An 18236-nucleotide genomic window follows, 5' to 3' on the forward strand; every position below is an offset into this window, starting at 1 on the left:
GCCATCCATGGCGCTCGCCCTTCGGGCCGCCTGCGGCGTTCGCGTTGGCAATCCTGCCAACGCAGTCCGCCTTCGCGGGAATGACGAGCGAAGAAACAAGCGCAGCGATGAGTGTCATGCCGCCAGCGCCTCGCTCATCTCATCCAGCATCCCGATCAACCCTTCCCCAAACAATTTCCGCGCGGCCACCACGCCGCCCCACGCACTGAACGGCGTATCGCGCTGCAGATCGGCAGGGGCGATCTCGACATTCGCCGCGAGGTAGTCGCGGATGGCTTTCAACCAGTTCATCTGTTCCTCGCTGAAGCTGCGCCCGGCCTTGATCTGGCGGCCGATCCACAGGTTGAATTTCTGCTCGACGCGGACGGAGTAGGGTTCCAGCACGTCGGCCTGGCCGGTGGCAAAGCGCACCAGCGAAATGATGTCGGTGAGGACCTTGTCGGACGGTGAACCACGCACCAGTGAGGCTTCGAGCCGCTTGTAGGCCTGCCACACATCGGCGGTGGTCAGGCGATAGGGTGGGTCCGCCAGGCGCTGCGCCAGTTCGCGGATGGACGCGTAGGTGAGGTGGCGCTTGGCGTACGGCTGGCCGTAGAGGATCTGCAGCGCCAGCAGTTCGTTCTTGTGCGTTTCGATGAACTGCTTGAAGGATTCGACGCGCTGGCCGGCGTACTTCAGGTCATAGCCCGCGCTGGTGACTTGGTCGGGCGTGCGCTCGGCGATCACGATGTCGGTCTTCTGCTTGATGTCCTTCAGCAGGTTGCGCAGTTTCGGGTCGTCCAGCGGCGCGCAGGCGGTGTCTTTCAACTCATCGGCAATGGCCTGCGCCTGCGCCTTGGTCGCAGCTTCCAAACTGCCGTGACGTTCGATGATCCTGGCTTCGACGAGGTCAGGACTGATGGCGTTCAACAGGCCGCTGGTGATCGATTTCAGCGAAGCGCCGCGCGATGCCTGCGCGATGCGCGAACGGTCTTCGTCGTCGATCTTGTGATCCAGCGCAGCAAGCCGACCGGCCAGGCTGGAAATGGCGTCGTCGTCATGCCGGCCCTGCGCGATCTGGTCGATCAGCTTGTCGAAGGCGATGCTGCGCTTGCGCTCCAGCGGTTGGCTGACGGTCTTCTGGCTTTCGGTGACGCCGACCGCGTCGATCAGCACGAAGCGGTCCTTGCCGCTCGCGTCGGGCGTGACCTGGTGCAGGTCGGATTTGTCGATGGAACGCACGCCGCGGCCGCGCATCTGCTCGAAGTAGCCGGCGGACTTCACGTCGCGCATGAAGATCAGGCATTCCACCGGCTTGATGTCGGTGCCGGTCGCGATCATGTCCACGGTGACGGCGATGCGCGGGAACGGATCGACGCGGAAGGCCTTGATCAGCGCCTTGGGGTCATCGCCGGTGCGGTAGGTGATCTTCTTGGCGAAGTCGTTGCCGGCGTCGAACACCTCGCGCACCGCGGTGACGATTTCCTCGGCGTGGTTGTCGTCCTTGGCAAAGACCAGGGTCTTGGGCACCCATTCACCGCTGCGGCCCGGAAACAGGTCGGTGTACAGCCGGTCGCGGTAGCACTTCAGGACGGCGCGGATCTGCGCCGGTACGGTCACGGAGCGGTCGAGTTGTTCCTTGGCGAAGGCGAGATCCTCGTCCAGCTCCTTGTAGCGCAGGGCGCGGGTGCGGCGATCACGGATCGGCACGGCGTAGCCGGCTTCGACGGTGCCGCCCTGCTCGCTCACTTCGGTCTGGATGCGGAACACCTCGAAGCCGACGTTGACGCCGTCGGCCACGGATTGCTCATAGCTGTATTCAGACACCAGGTTGGCATTGAAGAACGCCAACGTATGCTTGCTGGGGGTGGCGGTGAGGCCGATCAGGAAGGCGTCGAAGTAATCCAGCACCTGCCGCCACCGGCCGTAGATGGAACGGTGGCACTCATCCACCACGATGAAGTCGAAGGTTTCGATCGGCACCGCCGGGTTGTAGGCGATCGGCGGGATTTCGCCGTCATCGCTGGTTTCGGTCTCGAAGCCGGAGCGTTCCTCGTCCTCTTCCGAAAGCTCCCGGCCGCGCAGCATGGCGTACAGGCGCTGGATGGTGGTGATGACCACCTTGGCGTCCGGGTCGATGTGGCTGCCGTGCAGGTGCTGGACGATATAGGTGTCGGTGAACTTGCGGCCGCTGCCGGGCGCGTCGAAGTTCTGGAACTCCTTCAGCGTCTGGTCGCCGAGGTTGTTGCGGTCCACCAGGAACAGGATGCGGTGAGCCTTGGCGTGTTTCAGCAGCCGCCACGAAAAGGTGCAGGCGGTGAAGGTCTTGCCGGCGCCGGTCGCCATCTGGATCAGGGCGCGTGGGCGGGCGTGGGCCAGCGATTGGTCAAGGCCGCGGATGGCATCCACCTGGCAGTCGCGCAGGCCGTGCGGATCGACCGGCGGAATCGCGGTCAGGCGGGCGCGCAGGGTCTCCCGTTCCTGCAGCCACGCGTGCAGCGTGCGCGGCTGGTGGAAGGCGAACACGCGCCGCGAGCGCGGGTGCGGATCGCGACTGTCGCAGAAATAGGTTTCGTCGCCCGTGGATTCGTAGTCGAAGTACAGGAAGTCGTTCCAGCGGGCGAGGTGCGCTGGCACCGCCAGCTTGTAGCGCGCGGCCTGCTCGGCCACGCCGGAAAGGGTGACGCCGGCCTTCTTGGCCTCGATGACTCCCGCGGCCTTGCCGCCGACGAACAGCAGGTAATCGCAGGGGCCGCTTTCCAGATGGAACTCACGCACCGCGACGCCTTCGGCCGCGTTGCGGTTGAAGTCGGCCATGTCCTGGATCGCCCAGCCCGCCGCCGTCAGCAGCGCGTCGATCCTGGCGCGGGCTTGTTGTTCCGGTGCGTCGGGCATCCCCTGCTCCATCCCTCGTTCACCGCGAGGGTCGCGCCAAGAATAGCCGGAGCCCTGGATCGTTGCCGCGCCAACGCCATGGTCAGGTCGGCCACTCGGCGCGCACGCACTGCACGTGGCGCGCGATAATGGCCAATGCACAACGTAGTCTGCATCAAGCTACGGCTGATGTGCGCGTTCCACTGTACGGGAGTTCGCGATGTCCGAGATTCATGGCTGGATGGCGAGTGCAGCCGATGCGCCGCTCGAGCTCACCACGTTTGACGCCGGACCGCTCGCCGCCGATGACGTCGAGGTCGCGGTCAAATACTGCGGCGTGTGCCATTCCGACCTGTCGATGGTTCGCAATGAGTGGCAGAACGCGCAGTACCCACTCATTGCCGGGCACGAAGTCATCGGCACGGTCAGCGCACTCGGCGCCAACGCCAAGGGCCTGCACATCGGCCAGGCGGTCGGCGTCGGCTGGACCGCCGAGAGTTGCATGCATTGCCAGCGCTGCCTGTCCGGCAACCAGGTGCTGTGCGATGCATCGGTGCCCACCATCGTCGGCCATCACGGCGGCTTTGCGGACAAGGTCCGCGCGCACTGGGCGTGGACGATCCCACTGCCCGAAGGCATCGACCAGGCGAGCGCCGGGCCGCTGCTGTGCGGCGGCATGACCGTGTTCAAGCCGCTGCTCGAATACCGCATCCTGCCCACGGCACGCGTCGGCGTGGTCGGCATCGGCGGCCTCGGCCACCTGGCGCTCAAGTTTGCCGCCGCCTGGGGCTGCGAAGTCACCGCGTTCACCTCCAACCTGGGCAAAGCGGACGAGGCGCGCGGTTTCGGCGCGCACCATGTGGTGGCCAGTCGCGATGCGAGGGCGCTGCGTGCCGCGGCCGGCTCACTCGACCTGCTGATCGTGACGGTCAACGCGGCGATGGACTGGGACGCCCTGCTGCAGACCCTGGACAAGCGCGGCCGCATGCACGTGGTCGGGGTCGTGCCGGAACCGATCCCGGTACCCGCGTTCGCCTTGATCAGCGGGCAGCGCGACGTCTCCGGCTCCCCGACGGGCTCCCCGGCCGATATCGCGCAGATGCTCGCGTTCGCCGCGCGCCATGCCATCCGCCCGCAGGTCCAACACTTCCCGATGGACCACGTCAACGAGGCGCTCGCCCACCTGCAGGCCGGCAAGGCGCGCTACCGCATCGTGCTCGACGCCTGAGGCGCTCAATGCCCGCCGGGCGCCCGGCTGCGGCCGATGAACGGCGGCTTGGCCAGCCACACCACCGCCACCAGGGCGATGAAGATCACGCCCATGGCGGTGAACAGGTGATTGAAGGAAATCTGCGCCGCCTGCTGGGTGATCACCTGGTTCATCTCCGCCGCGTACTGCTGCAGGCTGCCGCCGCTGGCCGCAATGCTGTCGCGCACGTCACTGCTGTAGGGATTGATGTGCTCGACCAGGTTGGCGTGGTTGACCACGCCGCCCCGTGTCCACAGGTAGGTCGTGATCGAGGCGGCGAAACTGCCACCCAGTGAGCGCAGGAACGTCGCCGTGCCCGAGCCGTCGGCCACCTCGCGCCCGGACAGGTCGGACAGCAGGATCGTCAGGATCGGCATGAAGAACAAGGCCACGCCGAGGCCCTGCAGCAGCTGCGCGATCGCCACGTGGTAGAAATCCACCTCGGTGGTGAACACCGCGCGCATGAAGCAGGTCAGGCCCATCACGATGAAGGCAAACGACGCGAGCCAGCGCAAGTCCACCCGCGGGCCATACTTGCCGACCCAGAACGTCAGCAGCACCGGGATGACGCCGATGGGCGCGGTCGCCAGTCCTGCCCACACGGGCGTGTAATTCACCGTGTTCTGCAGCCACAGCGGTATCAGCAGCCCGATGGAGAAGAACACCGCATAGGCCAGCACGAGGATCAGCGTGCCGGCGGCAAAATTGCGGTGCCGGAACAGCCGCAGGTTGACGATGGGTTCGCGGTCGGTCAGCTCCCAGATCAGGAAGATCGCCAGCGAAATCGTCGCCACGATGGCCAGCACGACGATCGTGTTGGACTGGAACCAGTCGAGCTGGTTGCCCTTGTCCAGCATGATCTGCAGCGAGCCCACGCCGAGGATCAAGGTGATGAGGCCGACCCAGTCGATACGCGGCTTGTCGATGTCCTCGGGCCGCCCGCGCAATTGCCCGGCAACCACCATGGCGGCAAAGATGCCGATCGGCACGTTGATGAAGAAGATCCATTCCCAGGAATAATTGCCGGTGATCCAGCCGCCCAGAACCGGGCCGGCAATGGGCGCCACGACGGTGACCATGCCCAGGATCGCCAGCGCCATGCCCCGTTTGGCGGGCGGGTAGATCGACACCAGCAGGCTCTGCGTCAACGGATACATCGGCCCGGCCATCGCACCCTGCACGGCGCGGAAAAACACCAGCATGCCGAGGCTTTCGGACAGGCCGCAGAGCAGCGAGCACAGGGTGAACATCACCGTGGCCCAGACAAACGTCTTCACCTCGCCAAACGTGCGCGCGAGAAACCCGGTCAGCGGCAGCGCAATCGCGTTGGCGACCGTGAACGAGGTGATGACCCACACCGACTGGTCCTGACTCGCGCCCAGATTGCCGGCGATCGTCGGCAACGAGACGTTGGCGATCGTGAGATCCAGCACCTGCATGAACGTGGCCAGCGACAGGCCGAGGGTCGCCAGCGGCAAACTGGCGGGCTGGAACGGGCCATGCGGGGGCCTGGCGATGGCGTTCACGCGGCCCGCCGCACGTCAGCGGCCCGCGCCGCCCACGCCGTCGTCCGGCGTGACGGGTGCCGCCGCCGGTGCGTGCCGATACCTTGGCGTCATGCGTGTCATCGCGTCATCCTGCACCTGCCGGCACCGCCGTGCACGCCACGGCGCATCCGTGCGGCACGCGCAGTCAGGCCACCCATGTCACCAGCAAGACGAGCACGAGCGCGGCAAAGACGCCGGCCAGCAGGTCGTCGACCATCACCCCCAAGCCTCCCTTCACCTGCCGATCGAGCCAGCGGATCGGCCACGGCTTCCACACGTCAAACAGGCGGAACAGGGCAAAGCCGGCCAGCATCGACCAGGCGAGGGCGGCATGCCCCGCGGGCAGCCATCCCGGCAGCAACAGCGGCAGCAGGGCCACCCATTGGCCCACGAATTCGTCCCAGACGATGCTGCGGTGGTCGGCCACCTGCAGCGCACGGCCCGCGACGCCGCAGGCCCATACGCCGACGCCAAAGGCGAGCAGCAAGACGCACAGGTACCACGGCCAGGCCAGCTCGCGCAGGACCAGCCAGGGCAGCAGCGCGGCAAGCGAACCAGACGTGCCCTGTGCCACCGGCGCCAGGCCGGACCCGAAGCCGCAGGCCAGCCAGCCGGCCGGACTTGCCAGCAGACGCCTCCGCTGCTGCGCGCTGAGCGTCGTGCGGGCGCTCACGCAAAATGTTCCCAGCTGTGCGTGCTTGGGGTAAGCCAGCCACCGTGTCCGTCGCGCACGCGCACCTCGCTGCCAGCCACGATGCGCCCAATCCAGGTGACCCCGCAACCGACCCGCCCCAGGTCGGCCAGCACCTGCTGCAGATGCTCCGGCGCGACGGTGAAGCACAACTCGTAGTTGTCCCCGCCGGTCAGGGCAAACTCCAGTGATTCATTCTCGCCGTGCAATTCGCGCAGTGCACGCGAACGCGGCAGCAGCGTGGCGTCGAGCTCGGCGCCGACGCCGCTGGCGGTGCAGATGTGGCCGAGATCGCCCAGCAGGCCGTCGGAAACGTCGATGCAGGCGCTGGCCAGGCCGCGCAGGGCGATGCCGGCAGCCACGCGTGGCACCGGCCACTCCAGGCGCTCGACCAGCAGCTTGCGCAACGCCGCCCGCTCCGGCGTATCGCGCGGCGGATCACGCAGCGCGTACAGGCCAGCAACGCCATCCCCCAGCGTGCCGGTCACGAGCACCAGGTCGCCTACCCGGGCTCCGGAACGCAACAAGGCACCGCCTGCCGGCACCAGGCCATGCACGGCAACGCTGATGCTGAGCGGACCGCTGGTGGTGTCCCCCCCAATCAAGGCCACCTGGTATTCACGCGCCAGTCGCGCGAAACCCTCGGCGAATTCCTGCACGAAAGCGGCGTCCGCCCGGCGCAAAGTCAGGGCCAGCAGGGCCCAGGCCGGTGTCGCACCCATCGCCGCCAGGTCCGACAGGTTCACCGCCAGCGCCTTCCAGCCCAGCGCGGCCGCCGCCGTACCGGACAGGAAGTGCACGCCCTCGACCATGGTGTCGAGCGCCACCACCAGCTCCTGGCCTGCCGCGACGCGGACCACAGCGCCGTCGTCGCCCATGCCCACGGCGACGTCCGCACGCGGCACCTGGGTGCGATCCCGGATCATGGCGATCAAGTCGAATTCGGTGCCCATCACTTGCCGCGCCGCGGCGCGCCTCCGGGAGTCAAAGCATGCCTGGCAACAGCGTGAACCGCCGCGACCGGCGCATCGCCGACACGCCGCAGGCCATCACCAGGGCAGTCAACCGGTTTTTTCCAATGTGCGCAAGTCGCCGGCCAGCGCATCCAGCACGCCGTTGACATAGCTGTGGCCATGGTCGGCGCCAAAACGCTTGGTGACCTCAATGGCCTCGTTGATCACCACCCGATACGGCACATCGAGCCGGAACTTCAGCTCATAGGCGGCCATGCGCAATACCGCGCGCTCGATCGGATCGACCTGTTCGACCTCGCGGTCCAAATGCGGGCGCAAGGCCGCGTCCAGCAGCGCGACATGGCGCTCGACGCCGCGCAGCAAGTCCTCGAAATATTCGAGGTCGGCCACTTGCATGTCCTGCTCGTGCTCGAACTGCTGGATCACCGCGGTCATGGCGTTGCCGCTCATCTGCCAGGCGTACAGCGCCTGCAGGGCACGGCGACGGGAACGCGAGCGCGCCGCCGGATCCAGCGCCTGCGGATCGCGGCTCATCCCAGCTGACGGTACAGGCTGGCCATCTCCAACGCGGCCATGGCGGCATCGGCGCCCTTGTTCCCGGCCTTGGTCCCGGCGCGCTCGATGGCCTGCTCGATGCTGTCCGTGGTGAGCACACCAAAGGCGACCGGCACGCCCGAATCCGCCGCCACGCGGGCCAGGCCCTTGGCGCACTCCCCAGCCACGAAATCAAAATGCGGCGTTGCCCCGCGGATCACCGCGCCCAGCGCGACGATCGCCGCATAACGCCCGGAAGCCGCCAGCTTGCCCACCACCGGTGCCAGTTCCCAGGCGCCAGGCACGCGCACCAGCTCGATCGATGCCTCCTTGACGCCATGCCTCAACAGCGCGTCGCGCGCTCCCGCCACCAGCGGCTCGACCACGAATCCGTTGAAGCGCGCCGCCACCAGCGCGTAGCGCCCCGGGGCCGCGGCAAAGTCGCCTTCGATGATCTTCATTGCGCTGTTCCTTGGCGGTGTGCCGTGTGGCCGGACATTTTACGGGTTTGACCCCGCCCCTGCTTGCGGGTGGCCGGACGCGGCACAGAGGAGCCCCGGCACGGGGACGCTGGCGGCGGCGACCATATGGCCGGCACTACGGCCCCGGTGGTGGTTCCGGCGCGGCGCGCGCCAGATGCGGATAGCCGCTGCACTCGAGCTGCGCGCCGCCACCAGCCACCCGCAGCCGCGCCGGCGCCCCAAACGGCAGCGTGAGTTGGCGCCCCGCGTGCCCATGCGGCAAGCCGTCCACCAACGGGATGCCCGCCACCCGGCCAATCTGCGCAAACGCCGCGGCGAGGTCGTAGCCGTGGTCACGCGGCCCCGGCCGGCAGTGTTCGAACGTGCCCAGGACCAAGGCCTGCTGGCGGCCAAGCACGCCGGCGAGCTGCAACTGGTACAGCCAGCGTTCGATGCGGAACGGCGGTTCGCCGAGCTCCTCGACGAACAGGATGCCATCCTCGATCGCCGGGAAATACGGCGTGCCCAGCAGGCTGCACAGCACCGCCAGGTTGCCGCCCCACAGCGGCCCGCGCACGTCGACCTCACGCCCGGCCGTCGTGGCCCAGGCCACCGTCATTTCCGGCGCGGTCAGCGTGGCCCAGAGCTGTCGCCAGGTAGGTTCATCCAAGGGCTCCGCACCCAGGTCGGCCAGCAGCGGGCCACTGAAGGTGCACAAGCCGCTGCGCGCGTGCAGCGCAAGCTGCAGCGCGGTGAAATCACTGTGCCCGACCAGCGCGGTGGAGGTACCGGCCAGGCGCTCGCGCAGCGCCGCGTAGTTCAGCTGCGGCAGCAACCGCGTGGCGCCATAGCCGCCACGCATCGCCAGCACGAGGTCGGGCAGCTCGGGGAGCGTGGCCAGGCCGTTGATGTCCGCCGCGCGCTCGGCATCGCTGCCGGCAAAGCGCAGGTCGCTGCGCCCGAGCACCTGCAGTCCGCTCACCTCGCAACCGGCCGTGCGCAGGCGCGCCACGCCACGGGTCATCACGACCGGGTCGGGCGCGTAGCCGGAGGGAGCCACCAGGTGGATGTGGACACCGTGCAGGGGCGCGGGCGGCAGCTCAGACATATTCGACGACCTCCAGCCCAAAGCCGGCCAGGCCCACGAAATTGCGCGGCGTGCCCATGACGCGCAGGCGACGCACGCCGAGGTCCGCCAGGATCTGCGCGCCCACGCCAAGCTCACGCCAGGCACGCTGCTGCGCCGCTGCGGCGACGCAGGCAACCGGCTGGCGCGCCAGTCGTGCGAGCACGGTCGCGGCCGAGTCATCACCGGCCAGCACCAGCAAGACACCACGATCGGCTTCGGCAATCCGCCGCAGCGCGCTGCTGACCGTAGCGCCCAGCTCGTCGCGCTGCATGTGCAATACGTCGGACAAGGTGTTGCGCACGTGGACGCGGCACAGCAGCGGAGCCGCGTCGGCCAGCGCGCCGCGGGTCAGCGCAAAGTGCAACTCGCCGCGCAGCGTGTCGCGGTAGACCACGAGGTGGAACGGGCCAAGGTCCGTGAGTACGTCCTCCTCATACACCCGGTGCACGGTCCTCTCCGTCTCCAGCCGATAGCGGATCAGGTCGGCGATGGAGCCGATCTTCAATCCATGCTTGGCGGCAAAGACTTCCAGGTCCGGGCGCCGTGCCATCGTGCCGTCGTCGCGCATCACCTCGATCAGCACCGCGGCCGGCTCCAATCCGGCCAGCGCGGCGAGATCGCAGCCCGCCTCGGTATGGCCTGCCCGTACCAGCACGCCGCCAGGCTGCGCCGTGAGCGGGAACACGTGGCCAGGCTGGTTCAAGTCGGCGGCGCCGGCCTCCGGCTGCACCGCCACCTGGATGGTACGCGCGCGGTCGTGCGCCGAGATGCCCGTGGTGACGCCAGTGGCGGCCTCGATGGATACGGTGAAATTGGTGTGCTGCGCCGAGGTGTTCTCGCTCACCATGGGCCGCAGGCCGAGCTGATGGGTGCGCTGCTCGGTCAAGGTCAGACACAGGAGGCCGCGCGCCTCGCGCACCATGAAGTTGACATCCTCGGCGCGGACCTTGACCGCGGCCATGATCAAGTCGCCCTCGTTCTCCCGGCCCTCGTCATCCAGGATGACGACCATGTGGCCGGCGCGGATGTCGTCGATGATTTCGGGGATGGTGTTGAATGGCATGGGAGGTTCCGGAGTTCAGGGAGTATCGTCATTCCAGCGCCGGCTGGAGCCCGACGCCTTCCGTTTGCTGATTCGCGGGCAAGAAGATCTGGTTGCGGCCGCGGCTGGCATGCTGGTGGGGTTCACATGTAGCCGTGTCGTTCGAGGAAGGCCTCGTCCAGTGACGGTGCTTCGCCGCTGCCAAGCAGGCGCTCGACGTAGCGCGCAAGCAGGTCGACCTCGATGTTCGCCGGGTCACCGGCACGCCGGAGCCGAAACGTGGTGTGCTCGACCGTATGCGGGATCAGGTTCACGCCAAAACGCCGCCCAGCGACTTCGTTCACCGTGAGGCTCACGCCATCGATGCAGATCGAACCCTTGCTGGCCACGTATTTTTGCAGGCCGGCCGGCAGCTCGAAGGTCCAGCGTTGGGAACGCGCATCGGCCGTGATCGACAGCACCGTGCCCACCCCATCCACGTGGCCGGACACAAGATGGCCGCCCAGGCGGTCCGCCAGGCGCAACGCGGGCTCCAGGTTCACCGTATCGCCGGCGACAAGCCGGCCCAGGGTGGTGTGCGACAAGGTTTCGACGGAGACGTCGAAACCGGCCGTGGCCTGTCGCCACTCCACCACGGTCAGACACACCCCGCCCACGGCAATGGAATCGCCGGGCTGGACGTCGTCCCCGCCAAGCGCGCCCGCCTCGACCTGCAGCCGCGCGTCACCGCCGCGCCGTTCCAGGCCCAGCACCCGGCCCACGCCGCGAACGATGCCGGTGAACATCAACGGCACCTCGCGCTACTGACGACTGGACAAGCATCGGCAATGGACTTCATGCGACACCCCGCGCAGACGCAAACAACCGACGTCCCAGGGCGCGCAACCGGACACGCGAGCGCGCATGCCCGACCGTCTTCTCTTCATCCGGACTGTGCGGTAGCGGCATGCCGCTGCCAACCGTCGGCTCCGGCATTTGACCGGATCTGCTGACCCCGCAACCTGGCCATGACGGGCCTGGTTGCCGGCGCTCGCGGGCTCATCGAGCGGCCGTGCCGCCCGACCTACCGCCGGTGGGGAGTTTCGCCCCGCCCTGAAGACGTTGAACATCGGTCACACACCCGACCGACGCGCGCAGTCTAACACTGCGCCGCACTCCCAGCCGCGCACCACATGGCTTGGGCCTCCTGGGCCCTACCGACAAGCTCAAGAGCTTTCGTGCGCCTTCGGCAGCCGAAAGCCCTTCGAGCTCTTGATCTAGAAGGGCGACAGCGCAGCGCGCCCCTAGCAAATCCCCGGCGCTACGGGGTCGGCGGTCGGGGGCGCAAGCGCAGGCGCCAGTCCGTGCCGAGCATGCGTTGCTCGACCAGTCGCAGATGCCAGCGCCCCGCCATGTCGGCCAGCGACGGCAAATGCAGGAGCGGCAGCGCCGCATCGCCGAGCAGCAGCGGCGCCACATAGAGCAGCAGCTCATCGACCAGGCCGGCGGCAAACAGCGCCCCGCCCAGGGTCGGGCCGGCCTCGACCTGCACCTCATTGCAGCCGCGCGCGCCGAGCAGCGCCAGGACCGCAGGGAGATCCAGTCGCCCATCGTGGGCGGGCACGACGGTTCGCTCGACCCGGGCGAAGCGCTCGTCGGTACAAGCCGCGCCGACGGCATGCACGAGCAGGGTTGGCGCGCTGCCGTCGAGTACGTGGCTGGCGGCGGGCGTGCGCAGGCGGCCGTCGAGCACCACGCGGAGCGGCGGCATGAAGTCAACTCCGTGGTTTGGACCTGACGCGGCACCCGGGAAGTCCGCCCCCTCACCCTCTCCCCCGGCGGAGCCAGCGGAGAGGAGGCCTTTCCCGGCAGTCTCAAGTCCGTCGGCACCAGGAGTTGCGGAGTCAGCGACAGCAGGCGCGGCGGGGAGGAAGTGCGGGAGGCGGACGGTCAAGCGGGGATCGTCGGCGAGGACGGTGCCGCTGCCGGTGAGGATGGCCGAGCTGCGGGCGCGCCAGTGTTGCACGTCGGCGCGGGCGGCCGCGCCGGTGATCCATTGCGACCGGCCATTGGCCAGGGCCGTCCGGCCGTCCAGGCTCATGGCCTGCTTCAAGCGCAGCCAGGGGCGACCACGCTCGACGCGGCTGAAAAAGCCTGGATTCAGCTCGCGCGCGGGGGCGGCCAGCAAGCCGACCTCGACCTCGATACCGGCGCTGCGCAACATGGCAAAGCCGCGCCCGGCAATCTTTGGCGAGGGGTCCCCGGTTGCCGCGACCACCCGCGCCGCCCCGGCCTCGACCACGGCCAGCGCGCATGGCGGGGTGCGCCCATAGTGCGCGCACGGCTCCAGGGTCACATAGAGGGTGGCGCCGCGCGCGCGCGCGCCGGCCGCACGCAATGCCAGGACTTCGGCATGTGGCTCGCCAGCGTGCTGGTGCCAGCCGACACCGACCACCTCGGCGCCGTGGGCAATCACGCAGCCAACCCGCGGATTGGGCTGGGTCGTATACAGGCCGCGCCCGGCCAGGCGCAACGCATGCGCCATGTGCAGATGGTCCAGGGCGGAAAAGCCGGTCATGCGCCAACGGTCCCCGGCAGCGGATGGCCCGCGGCCTGGCGTCTCACTCCTTGTCACCCAGCAGCGGCAACTGCAAGCTCTCCAGGCCAGGCAGGTCACGCTCCAAACGCTCGATTTCCTCGCGGAACGCCTGCATGTCCTCGAACTTCCGGTACACCGAGGCGAAGCGTACGTAAGCCACGTGATCGAGCTGCTTCAGCTCGCGCATGACCAACTCGCCGACCTGGCGCGAGGACACTTCGCGTTCGGTGCCGCGGCGCAGGTCGTTGATGATGGCGAGTACGGCCGCGTCCACGGCATCGCCGCTGACCGGGCGCTTCTGCAACGCACGCTCAAACCCAACACGCAGCTTGTGCTCGTCGAACGCCTCGCGACGCTTGCCGCTCTTGACGATCGTCGGCAACTTGAGTTCGGCCGTCTCGAAGGTGTTGAAGCGCTCGCCGCAGCGCGGGCACTCGCGGCGACGGCGCACACTGCCGCCATCGTCGGCGAGGCGCGAGTCGATGACGCGGGTATCGTCGTGCTGGCAGAACGGGCAATGCATGGGTTACGGAAAGCGATGGTCGGGAATCGTGAGGCGGGGCAAGCACGCCGCTGCCCATCCCGCAATTTGCCCTGCCCTTAGCTCGACGAAACGGGTGCCCGAAATCGAGGATCGGCGGAAACACGCAACTGCCGACAGCGCGGCTTGACCGATTCCCCCGCCCCGATTCCCGCCTCGCTCAGCCATACACCGGGAACTTGTGGCACTGGGCGACGACCTTGTCGCGCACCCGCGCGGTCACGGCCTCGGCGCCCGCTGCATCGAGCACGTCACAGATCCACCCGGCCAGCTCGACCACGTCCGCCTCGCCATAGCCACGGGTGGTGACCGCAGGCGTGCCGATGCGCAGGCCGGAAGTGATGAACGGCTTTTGCGGGTCGTTCGGCACGGCGTTCTTGTTCACCGTGATGTGCGCCGCGCCCAGCATCGCCTCCGCGTCCTTGCCGGTGACACCGCGGCCGATGAGATCGAGCAGCATGAGATGGTCCTCGGTGCCGCCGGAGACGATCTTGTAGCCGCGCGCCATGAAGGTGCGGGCCATGGCCTTGGCGTTCTTCACCACCTGGGTCTGGTAGGCCTTGAACGCCGGCTCCAGCGCTTCCTTGAACGCCACCGCCTTGGCGGCGATGACGTGCATCAACGGCCCACCCTGGAGGCCAGGGAAGACAATGGACTGCAGCTTCTTCTCGATGTCCTCGGCGGCCTCACCCATGGCGGCGCGCGATGCCACGATGAAGCCGCCTCGTGGGCCGCGCAGCGTCTTGTGCGTGGTGGAGGTCACCACGTGCGCATGCGGCAGCGGGCTCGGATACACCCCGGCCGCGACCAGGCCGGCCACGTGCGCCATGTCCACGAACAGATAAGCACCCACCTTGTCGGCAATGGCGCGGAAGCGCGCCCAATCCATGACCTGCGAATACGCGCTGAAGCCGGCCACGATCATCTTCGGCTTGTGCTCGACGGCGAGGCGCTCGACCGCGTCGTAGTCCACCAGGCCGTGCTCGTTCACGCCGTACTGCACGGCGTGGAACAACTTTCCGGAAATGTTCGGCTTGGCGCCGTGGGTCAGGTGGCCGCCATGCGCGAGCGACATCCCGAGAATGGTGTCGCCGGGAGACAGCAGCGCGAAATACACCGCCTGGTTCGCCTGCGAGCCCGAATGCGGCTGCACGTTCGCGTAGTCGGCGCCGAACAATTGCTTGACGCGATCGATCGCCAGTTGCTCGGCGACATCGACGTGTTCGCAGCCGCCGTAGTAGCGATGCCCGGGATAGCCTTCGGCGTACTTGTTGGTGAGCTTGGAACCCTGCGCCTCCATCACGCGCGGGCTGGCATAGTTTTCCGAGGCGATCAGCTCGACGTGGTCTTCCTGGCGCCGGCCCTCGGCCGCGATCGCGGCAGCCAATTCGTCGTCGTAGCCGGCAATCTTGCACTCCCTGGAAAACATGTCGACCTCGATGCACCGCGCACAGGATGGAGCTTTGCAGTGTAGCTCCCGGGTGCTGCCGCGGCCAGCGCTGGCGCCGCTGCGCGCGCCAATCACCGCCCTCGGCCCGGCGCGTTCGCGGCCGCGACGAGGCACAACCAGCTATACTGCCCAGTTGGGTTTTCGACGCCGTGCGCCCAAGCCGGCGCACCCGTCCCACGGAGTCCCCATGCAATACATCTACACCATGAACGGGGTCAGCAAGATCGTCCCGCCCAAGCGCCACATCATCAAGGACATCTCGCTGTCGTTCTTCCCCGGCGCCAAGATCGGCCTGCTCGGCCTGAACGGCGCCGGCAAGTCCACCGTGCTGAAGATCATGGCCGGCGTGGATCCCGACTTCCAGGGCGAGGCGCGCCCGCAGCCGGGCATCAAGGTGGGCTACCTCGCCCAGGAGCCGCAGCTCGATCCCGAGCAGACCGTGCGCGAGGCGGTGGAGGAAGGCGTATCCGTGGTCCTCGACGCGCAAAAGCGCCTGGAGGAGGTCTACGCCGCCTACGCCGAGGACGGCGCCGACTTCGACGCACTGGCCAAGGAACAGGAGAAGCTGGAAGGCATCCTGGCCGCAAACGACGCCCATGCGCTGGAGCGCCAGCTGGAAGTGGCCGCCGACGCGCTGCGCCTGCCGCCGTGGGACGCCAAGATCGGGCCGCTCTCCGGTGGTGAGAAGCGCCGCGTGGCGCTGTGCCGCCTGCTGTTGTCCAAGCCCGACATGCTGCTGCTCGATGAGCCAACCAACCATCTCGACGCCGAATCGGTGGATTGGCTGGAGCAGTTCCTGCACGAGTATCCCGGCACCGTGGTGGCGGTCACCCATGACCGCTACTTCCTCGACAACGCCGCCGAGTGGATCCTGGAACTCGACCGCGGCCGCGGCATCCCGTGGAAGGGCAACTACTCCGAATGGCTGGAGCAGAAAGATGCGCGCCTGAAGCAGGAAGCGAACCAGGAGAAATCGCGGCAGAAGGCGATCGCCAAGGAGCTGGAGTGGGTACGCTCGGCGGCCAAGGGTCGCCAGTCCAAGGGCAAGGCGCGCCTCAACCGCTTCGAGGAACTCAACTCGGTCGAGTACCAGCAGCGCAACGAGACGAACGAGATCTTCATCCCGCCGGGCGAGCGCCTGGGCCAGGAGGTGATCGAGTTCAAGCACGTCAGCAAGTCGTTCGGCGACCGCCTGTTGATCGACGACCTCTCCTTCAAGGTGCCGCCGGGTGCCATCGTCGGCGTGATCGGCCCGAACGGCGCCGGCAAGTCCACCCTGATGAAGATGATCATCGGCAAGGAGCGACCCGACTCCGGCGAGGTGAAGATCGGCCATACGGTCAAGCTTGCCTACGTCGACCAGTCGCGCGGCATGCTCAACGACAAGAACAACGTGTGGCAGGAGATTTCGGGGGGGCTGGACATCCTCACCATCGGCAACTTCGAGATCCAGTCACGCGCCTACATTGGCCGCTTCAACTTCAAGGGCACCGACCAGCAGAAGATCGTGGGCAACCTCTCCGGCGGCGAACGCGGCCGCCTGCACCTGGCCAAGACCCTGCTGCAGGGCGGCAACGTCCTGCTGCTCGACGAGCCGTCCAACGACCTCGACGTGGAGACCCTGCGCGCGCTGGAAGACGCGATGCTGGAATTCCCAGGCTGCGCGATGGTGATCTCACACGACCGCTGGTTCCTCGACCGCATCGCCACCCACATCATTGCCTTCGAGGGCGACTCACACGTCGAATTCTTCCCTGGCAACTACAACGAGTACGAGGCCGACAAGAAGCGCCGCTTGGGCGAGGAAGGCGCGCGTCCGCAGCGCGTCAGGTACAAGAAGCTGGCCTGAGGCAAGGCCGGCTTTCGCATGACGGGAGACACCGATGCGCTTCATGCAAACCCTGCAAGATGCCTGGCGGCGCAATGATTCGCTGGTGTGCGTCGGGCTCGACCCCGATCCGGCGAAGTTTCCGGCACAGCTGGGCGACGCGCCCGATGCCGTCTTCACCTTCTGCAGCGCCATTGTCGACGCCACCGCCGACCTCGTGTGTGCGTTCAAGCCGCAGTTCGCGCACTTCGCCGCGCTGCGCGCCGAGGACACGCTGGAACGCCTGGTCGCGCACATCCATGCGCGGCATCCGGGCATCCCGGTCATCCTCGACGCCAAGCGCGGCGACATCGGCTCCACCGCGCAGCATTACGTGCGCGAGGCATTCGAGCGCTACCGCGCCGACGCGGTCACGGTGAATCCGTACCTCGGGCGCGATGCGGTGCAACCGTTCCTCGACCACGCCGACAAGGGTGTGATCATCCTGTGCCACACCTCGAACCCCGGCGCCAGCGACCTGCAGGACCTGCCGGTGACCGAAGCCGGCGCCGCGCCGCGCCCGCTCTACCAGCACCTGGCCGCCCGCATCGCGCGCGACTGGAATGCCAATGGCAACTGCGTGCTGGTGGTCGGCGCCACCTGGCCCGAGCAACTGGGTGAGGTACGCGCGATCGTGGGCCCGATGCCGCTGCTGGTGCCCGGCGTCGGCGCCCAGGGCGGCGACGTGGAAGCCGTGGTCCGCCAGGGCCAGACTGCCGGCGGCGAGGGCCTGATGATCAGTTCATCCCGCGCCATCCTCTACGCCGGCCATGGCGAGGATTTCGCCCAAGCCGCGCGCGCCGCCGCACGGCGATTGCGCGACACCATCAACCACTACCGCAACCATTGAACGTGCGTGCGGCGTGCGCTCAGGCTTCGGGCGCGAGCTCCGCTGGAAACAGCACGTCGGTGTAGCCGAACTTGGAGAAATCGGTGATGCGCGAGGGGTACAGGCGGCCGATCAGGTGGTCGCATTCGTGCTGCACGACGCGGGCGTGGAAACCCTCGGCGGCGCGGCCGATGCGCTCGCCATGCGGATCGATGCCTTCGTAGCGGATCATGCTGTAGCGGTTGATCGCGCCGCGCAGGCCGGGCACGGACAGGCATCCCTCCCAGCCTTCTTCCATGTCCTTGGACAGGGGAGTGACCACCGGGTTGAGCAGGATGGTGCGCGGTACCGCAAGCGCATCGGGGTAACGCTCGTTGCGCTCGAAGCCGAAGATCACCAGTTGCAGGTCGACGCCGATCTGCGGCGCGGCCAGGCCGACGCCATCGGCCGCTTCCATCGTCTCGAACATGTCGGCGATCAGGGCCTCGAGC

16 protein-coding genes and 1 riboswitch are annotated in these 18236 nt (G+C 67.7%); of the genes, 3 read left to right on the forward strand and 13 right to left on the reverse strand.

Going from position 1 to position 18236, the window contains the following annotated elements; all coding sequences use genetic code 11:
- Nucleotides 1–114 precede the first annotated feature (114 nt).
- Nucleotides 115–2874 (reverse strand): type I restriction endonuclease subunit R, encoded by a 2760-nt coding sequence (locus tag AC3WJB_RS15110; protein WP_492682982.1) that lies wholly within the window; start codon nucleotides 2872–2874, stop codon nucleotides 115–117.
- Nucleotides 2875–3073: 199 nt separating this feature from the next.
- Between AC3WJB_RS15110 and ahr the strand changes: the two genes are divergently transcribed.
- A complete protein-coding gene (gene ahr, locus AC3WJB_RS15115; protein ID WP_492682984.1) occupies nucleotides 3074–4081 on the forward strand; it encodes an NADPH-dependent aldehyde reductase Ahr in 1008 nt (335 codons plus the stop codon).
- Nucleotides 4082–4086: 5 nt separating this feature from the next.
- Here ahr and AC3WJB_RS15120 read toward each other — a convergent pair whose 3' ends face one another.
- The 11 genes from AC3WJB_RS15120 to glyA all read right to left on the reverse strand — a co-directional run bounded on the left by AC3WJB_RS15120 (nucleotide 4087) and on the right by glyA (nucleotide 15028).
- Nucleotides 4087–5541, reverse strand: coding sequence for a DHA2 family efflux MFS transporter permease subunit (locus tag AC3WJB_RS15120; protein WP_492683231.1), 1455 nt, complete (start codon nucleotides 5539–5541; stop codon nucleotides 4087–4089).
- 253 nt (nucleotides 5542–5794) lie between these two features.
- The gene (locus AC3WJB_RS15125; protein WP_492682986.1) at nucleotides 5795–6322 is read right to left on the reverse strand and encodes a phosphatidylglycerophosphatase A family protein; all 528 of its coding nucleotides are present in this window, start codon (nucleotides 6320–6322) and stop codon (nucleotides 5795–5797) included.
- Nucleotides 6319–7293, reverse strand: coding sequence for a thiamine-phosphate kinase (gene thiL, locus AC3WJB_RS15130; protein ID WP_492682988.1), 975 nt, complete (start codon nucleotides 7291–7293; stop codon nucleotides 6319–6321). The genes AC3WJB_RS15125 and thiL overlap by 4 nt, the downstream gene beginning before the upstream one ends.
- Before the next feature lie 108 nt (nucleotides 7294–7401).
- Complete coding sequence (gene nusB, locus AC3WJB_RS15135) at nucleotides 7402–7848, reverse strand: transcription antitermination factor NusB (protein ID WP_492682990.1); 447 nt, start codon at nucleotides 7846–7848, stop codon at nucleotides 7402–7404.
- Nucleotides 7845–8309: a 6,7-dimethyl-8-ribityllumazine synthase gene (ribH, locus tag AC3WJB_RS15140; RefSeq protein ID WP_492682992.1), complete on the reverse strand. Its 465-nt coding sequence runs from the start codon at nucleotides 8307–8309 to the stop codon at nucleotides 7845–7847. Before ribH ends, nusB begins: the two co-directional genes overlap by 4 nt.
- Nucleotides 8310–8445: 136 nt before the next feature.
- The gene (locus AC3WJB_RS15145; protein ID WP_492682994.1) at nucleotides 8446–9417 is read right to left on the reverse strand and encodes an LD-carboxypeptidase; all 972 of its coding nucleotides are present in this window, start codon (nucleotides 9415–9417) and stop codon (nucleotides 8446–8448) included.
- On the reverse strand, nucleotides 9410–10501 hold the full coding sequence (gene ribB / locus AC3WJB_RS15150; protein ID WP_492682996.1) for a 3,4-dihydroxy-2-butanone-4-phosphate synthase: 1092 nt from the start codon (nucleotides 10499–10501) through the stop codon (nucleotides 9410–9412). Before ribB ends, AC3WJB_RS15145 begins: the two co-directional genes overlap by 8 nt.
- 122 nt (nucleotides 10502–10623) lie before the next feature.
- Nucleotides 10624–11265 carry a riboflavin synthase gene (locus tag AC3WJB_RS15155; protein ID WP_492682998.1) on the reverse strand — a complete coding sequence of 214 codons (642 nt, stop codon included), beginning with the start codon at nucleotides 11263–11265 and terminating at the stop codon, nucleotides 10624–10626.
- Nucleotides 11266–11389: 124 nt separating this feature from the next.
- Nucleotides 11390–11584: riboswitch (FMN riboswitch) on the reverse strand.
- A gap of 196 nt (nucleotides 11585–11780) precedes the next feature.
- Nucleotides 11781–13004: a bifunctional diaminohydroxyphosphoribosylaminopyrimidine deaminase/5-amino-6-(5-phosphoribosylamino)uracil reductase RibD gene (gene ribD / locus AC3WJB_RS15160; RefSeq protein WP_492683233.1), complete on the reverse strand. Its 1224-nt coding sequence runs from the start codon at nucleotides 13002–13004 to the stop codon at nucleotides 11781–11783.
- Nucleotides 13005–13080: 76 nt separating this feature from the next.
- The gene (gene nrdR / locus AC3WJB_RS15165; RefSeq protein ID WP_492683000.1) at nucleotides 13081–13581 is read right to left on the reverse strand and encodes a transcriptional regulator NrdR; all 501 of its coding nucleotides are present in this window, start codon (nucleotides 13579–13581) and stop codon (nucleotides 13081–13083) included.
- Nucleotides 13582–13759: 178 nt separating this feature from the next.
- A complete protein-coding gene (glyA, locus tag AC3WJB_RS15170) occupies nucleotides 13760–15028 on the reverse strand; it encodes a serine hydroxymethyltransferase (RefSeq protein WP_492683002.1) in 1269 nt (422 codons plus the stop codon).
- Nucleotides 15029–15236: 208 nt separating this feature from the next.
- On the opposite strand from glyA, the gene ettA reads away from it, so the two are divergent.
- Entirely contained in the window at nucleotides 15237–16898 is a 1662-nt protein-coding gene (gene ettA, locus AC3WJB_RS15175; protein WP_492683004.1) for an energy-dependent translational throttle protein EttA, read from the forward strand.
- A gap of 34 nt (nucleotides 16899–16932) precedes the next feature.
- A complete protein-coding gene (gene pyrF / locus AC3WJB_RS15180; RefSeq protein ID WP_492683006.1) occupies nucleotides 16933–17766 on the forward strand; it encodes an orotidine-5'-phosphate decarboxylase in 834 nt (277 codons plus the stop codon).
- Nucleotides 17767–17785: 19 nt separating this feature from the next.
- Here pyrF and def read toward each other — a convergent pair.
- A partial coding sequence (gene def, locus AC3WJB_RS15185; RefSeq protein ID WP_492683008.1) for a peptide deformylase occupies nucleotides 17786–18236 on the reverse strand: 451 nt, incomplete at its 5' end.

This window comes from Rhodanobacter sp. FW510-R10, from assembly GCF_058781105.1.

Bases quoted from the DNA above. Each gene is read 5' to 3' on its own strand.
- AC3WJB_RS15110 (WP_492682982.1), bottom strand. From the start codon at position 2,874: ATGCCCGACGCACCGGAACAACAAGCCCGCGCCAGGATCGACGCGCTG.
- ahr (WP_492682984.1), top strand. From the start codon at position 3,074: ATGTCCGAGATTCATGGCTGGATGGCGAGTGCAGCCGATGCGCCGCTC.
- AC3WJB_RS15120 (WP_492683231.1), bottom strand. From the start codon at position 5,541: ATGCAGGTGCTGGATCTCACGATCGCCAACGTCTCGTTGCCGACGATC.
- thiL (WP_492682988.1), bottom strand. From the start codon at position 7,293: ATGGGCACCGAATTCGACTTGATCGCCATGATCCGGGATCGCACCCAG.
- nusB (WP_492682990.1), bottom strand. From the start codon at position 7,848: ATGAGCCGCGATCCGCAGGCGCTGGATCCGGCGGCGCGCTCGCGTTCC.
- ribH (WP_492682992.1), bottom strand. From the start codon at position 8,309: ATGAAGATCATCGAAGGCGACTTTGCCGCGGCCCCGGGGCGCTACGCG.
- AC3WJB_RS15145 (WP_492682994.1), bottom strand. From the start codon at position 9,417: ATGTCTGAGCTGCCGCCCGCGCCCCTGCACGGTGTCCACATCCACCTG.
- ribB (WP_492682996.1), bottom strand. From the start codon at position 10,501: ATGCCATTCAACACCATCCCCGAAATCATCGACGACATCCGCGCCGGC.
- AC3WJB_RS15155 (WP_492682998.1), bottom strand. From the start codon at position 11,265: ATGTTCACCGGCATCGTTCGCGGCGTGGGCCGGGTGCTGGGCCTGGAA.
- ribD (WP_492683233.1), bottom strand. From the start codon at position 13,004: ATGGCGCATGCGTTGCGCCTGGCCGGGCGCGGCCTGTATACGACCCAG.
- nrdR (WP_492683000.1), bottom strand. From the start codon at position 13,581: ATGCATTGCCCGTTCTGCCAGCACGACGATACCCGCGTCATCGACTCG.
- glyA (WP_492683002.1), bottom strand. From the start codon at position 15,028: ATGTTTTCCAGGGAGTGCAAGATTGCCGGCTACGACGACGAATTGGCT.
- ettA (WP_492683004.1), top strand. From the start codon at position 15,237: ATGCAATACATCTACACCATGAACGGGGTCAGCAAGATCGTCCCGCCC.
- pyrF (WP_492683006.1), top strand. From the start codon at position 16,933: ATGCGCTTCATGCAAACCCTGCAAGATGCCTGGCGGCGCAATGATTCG.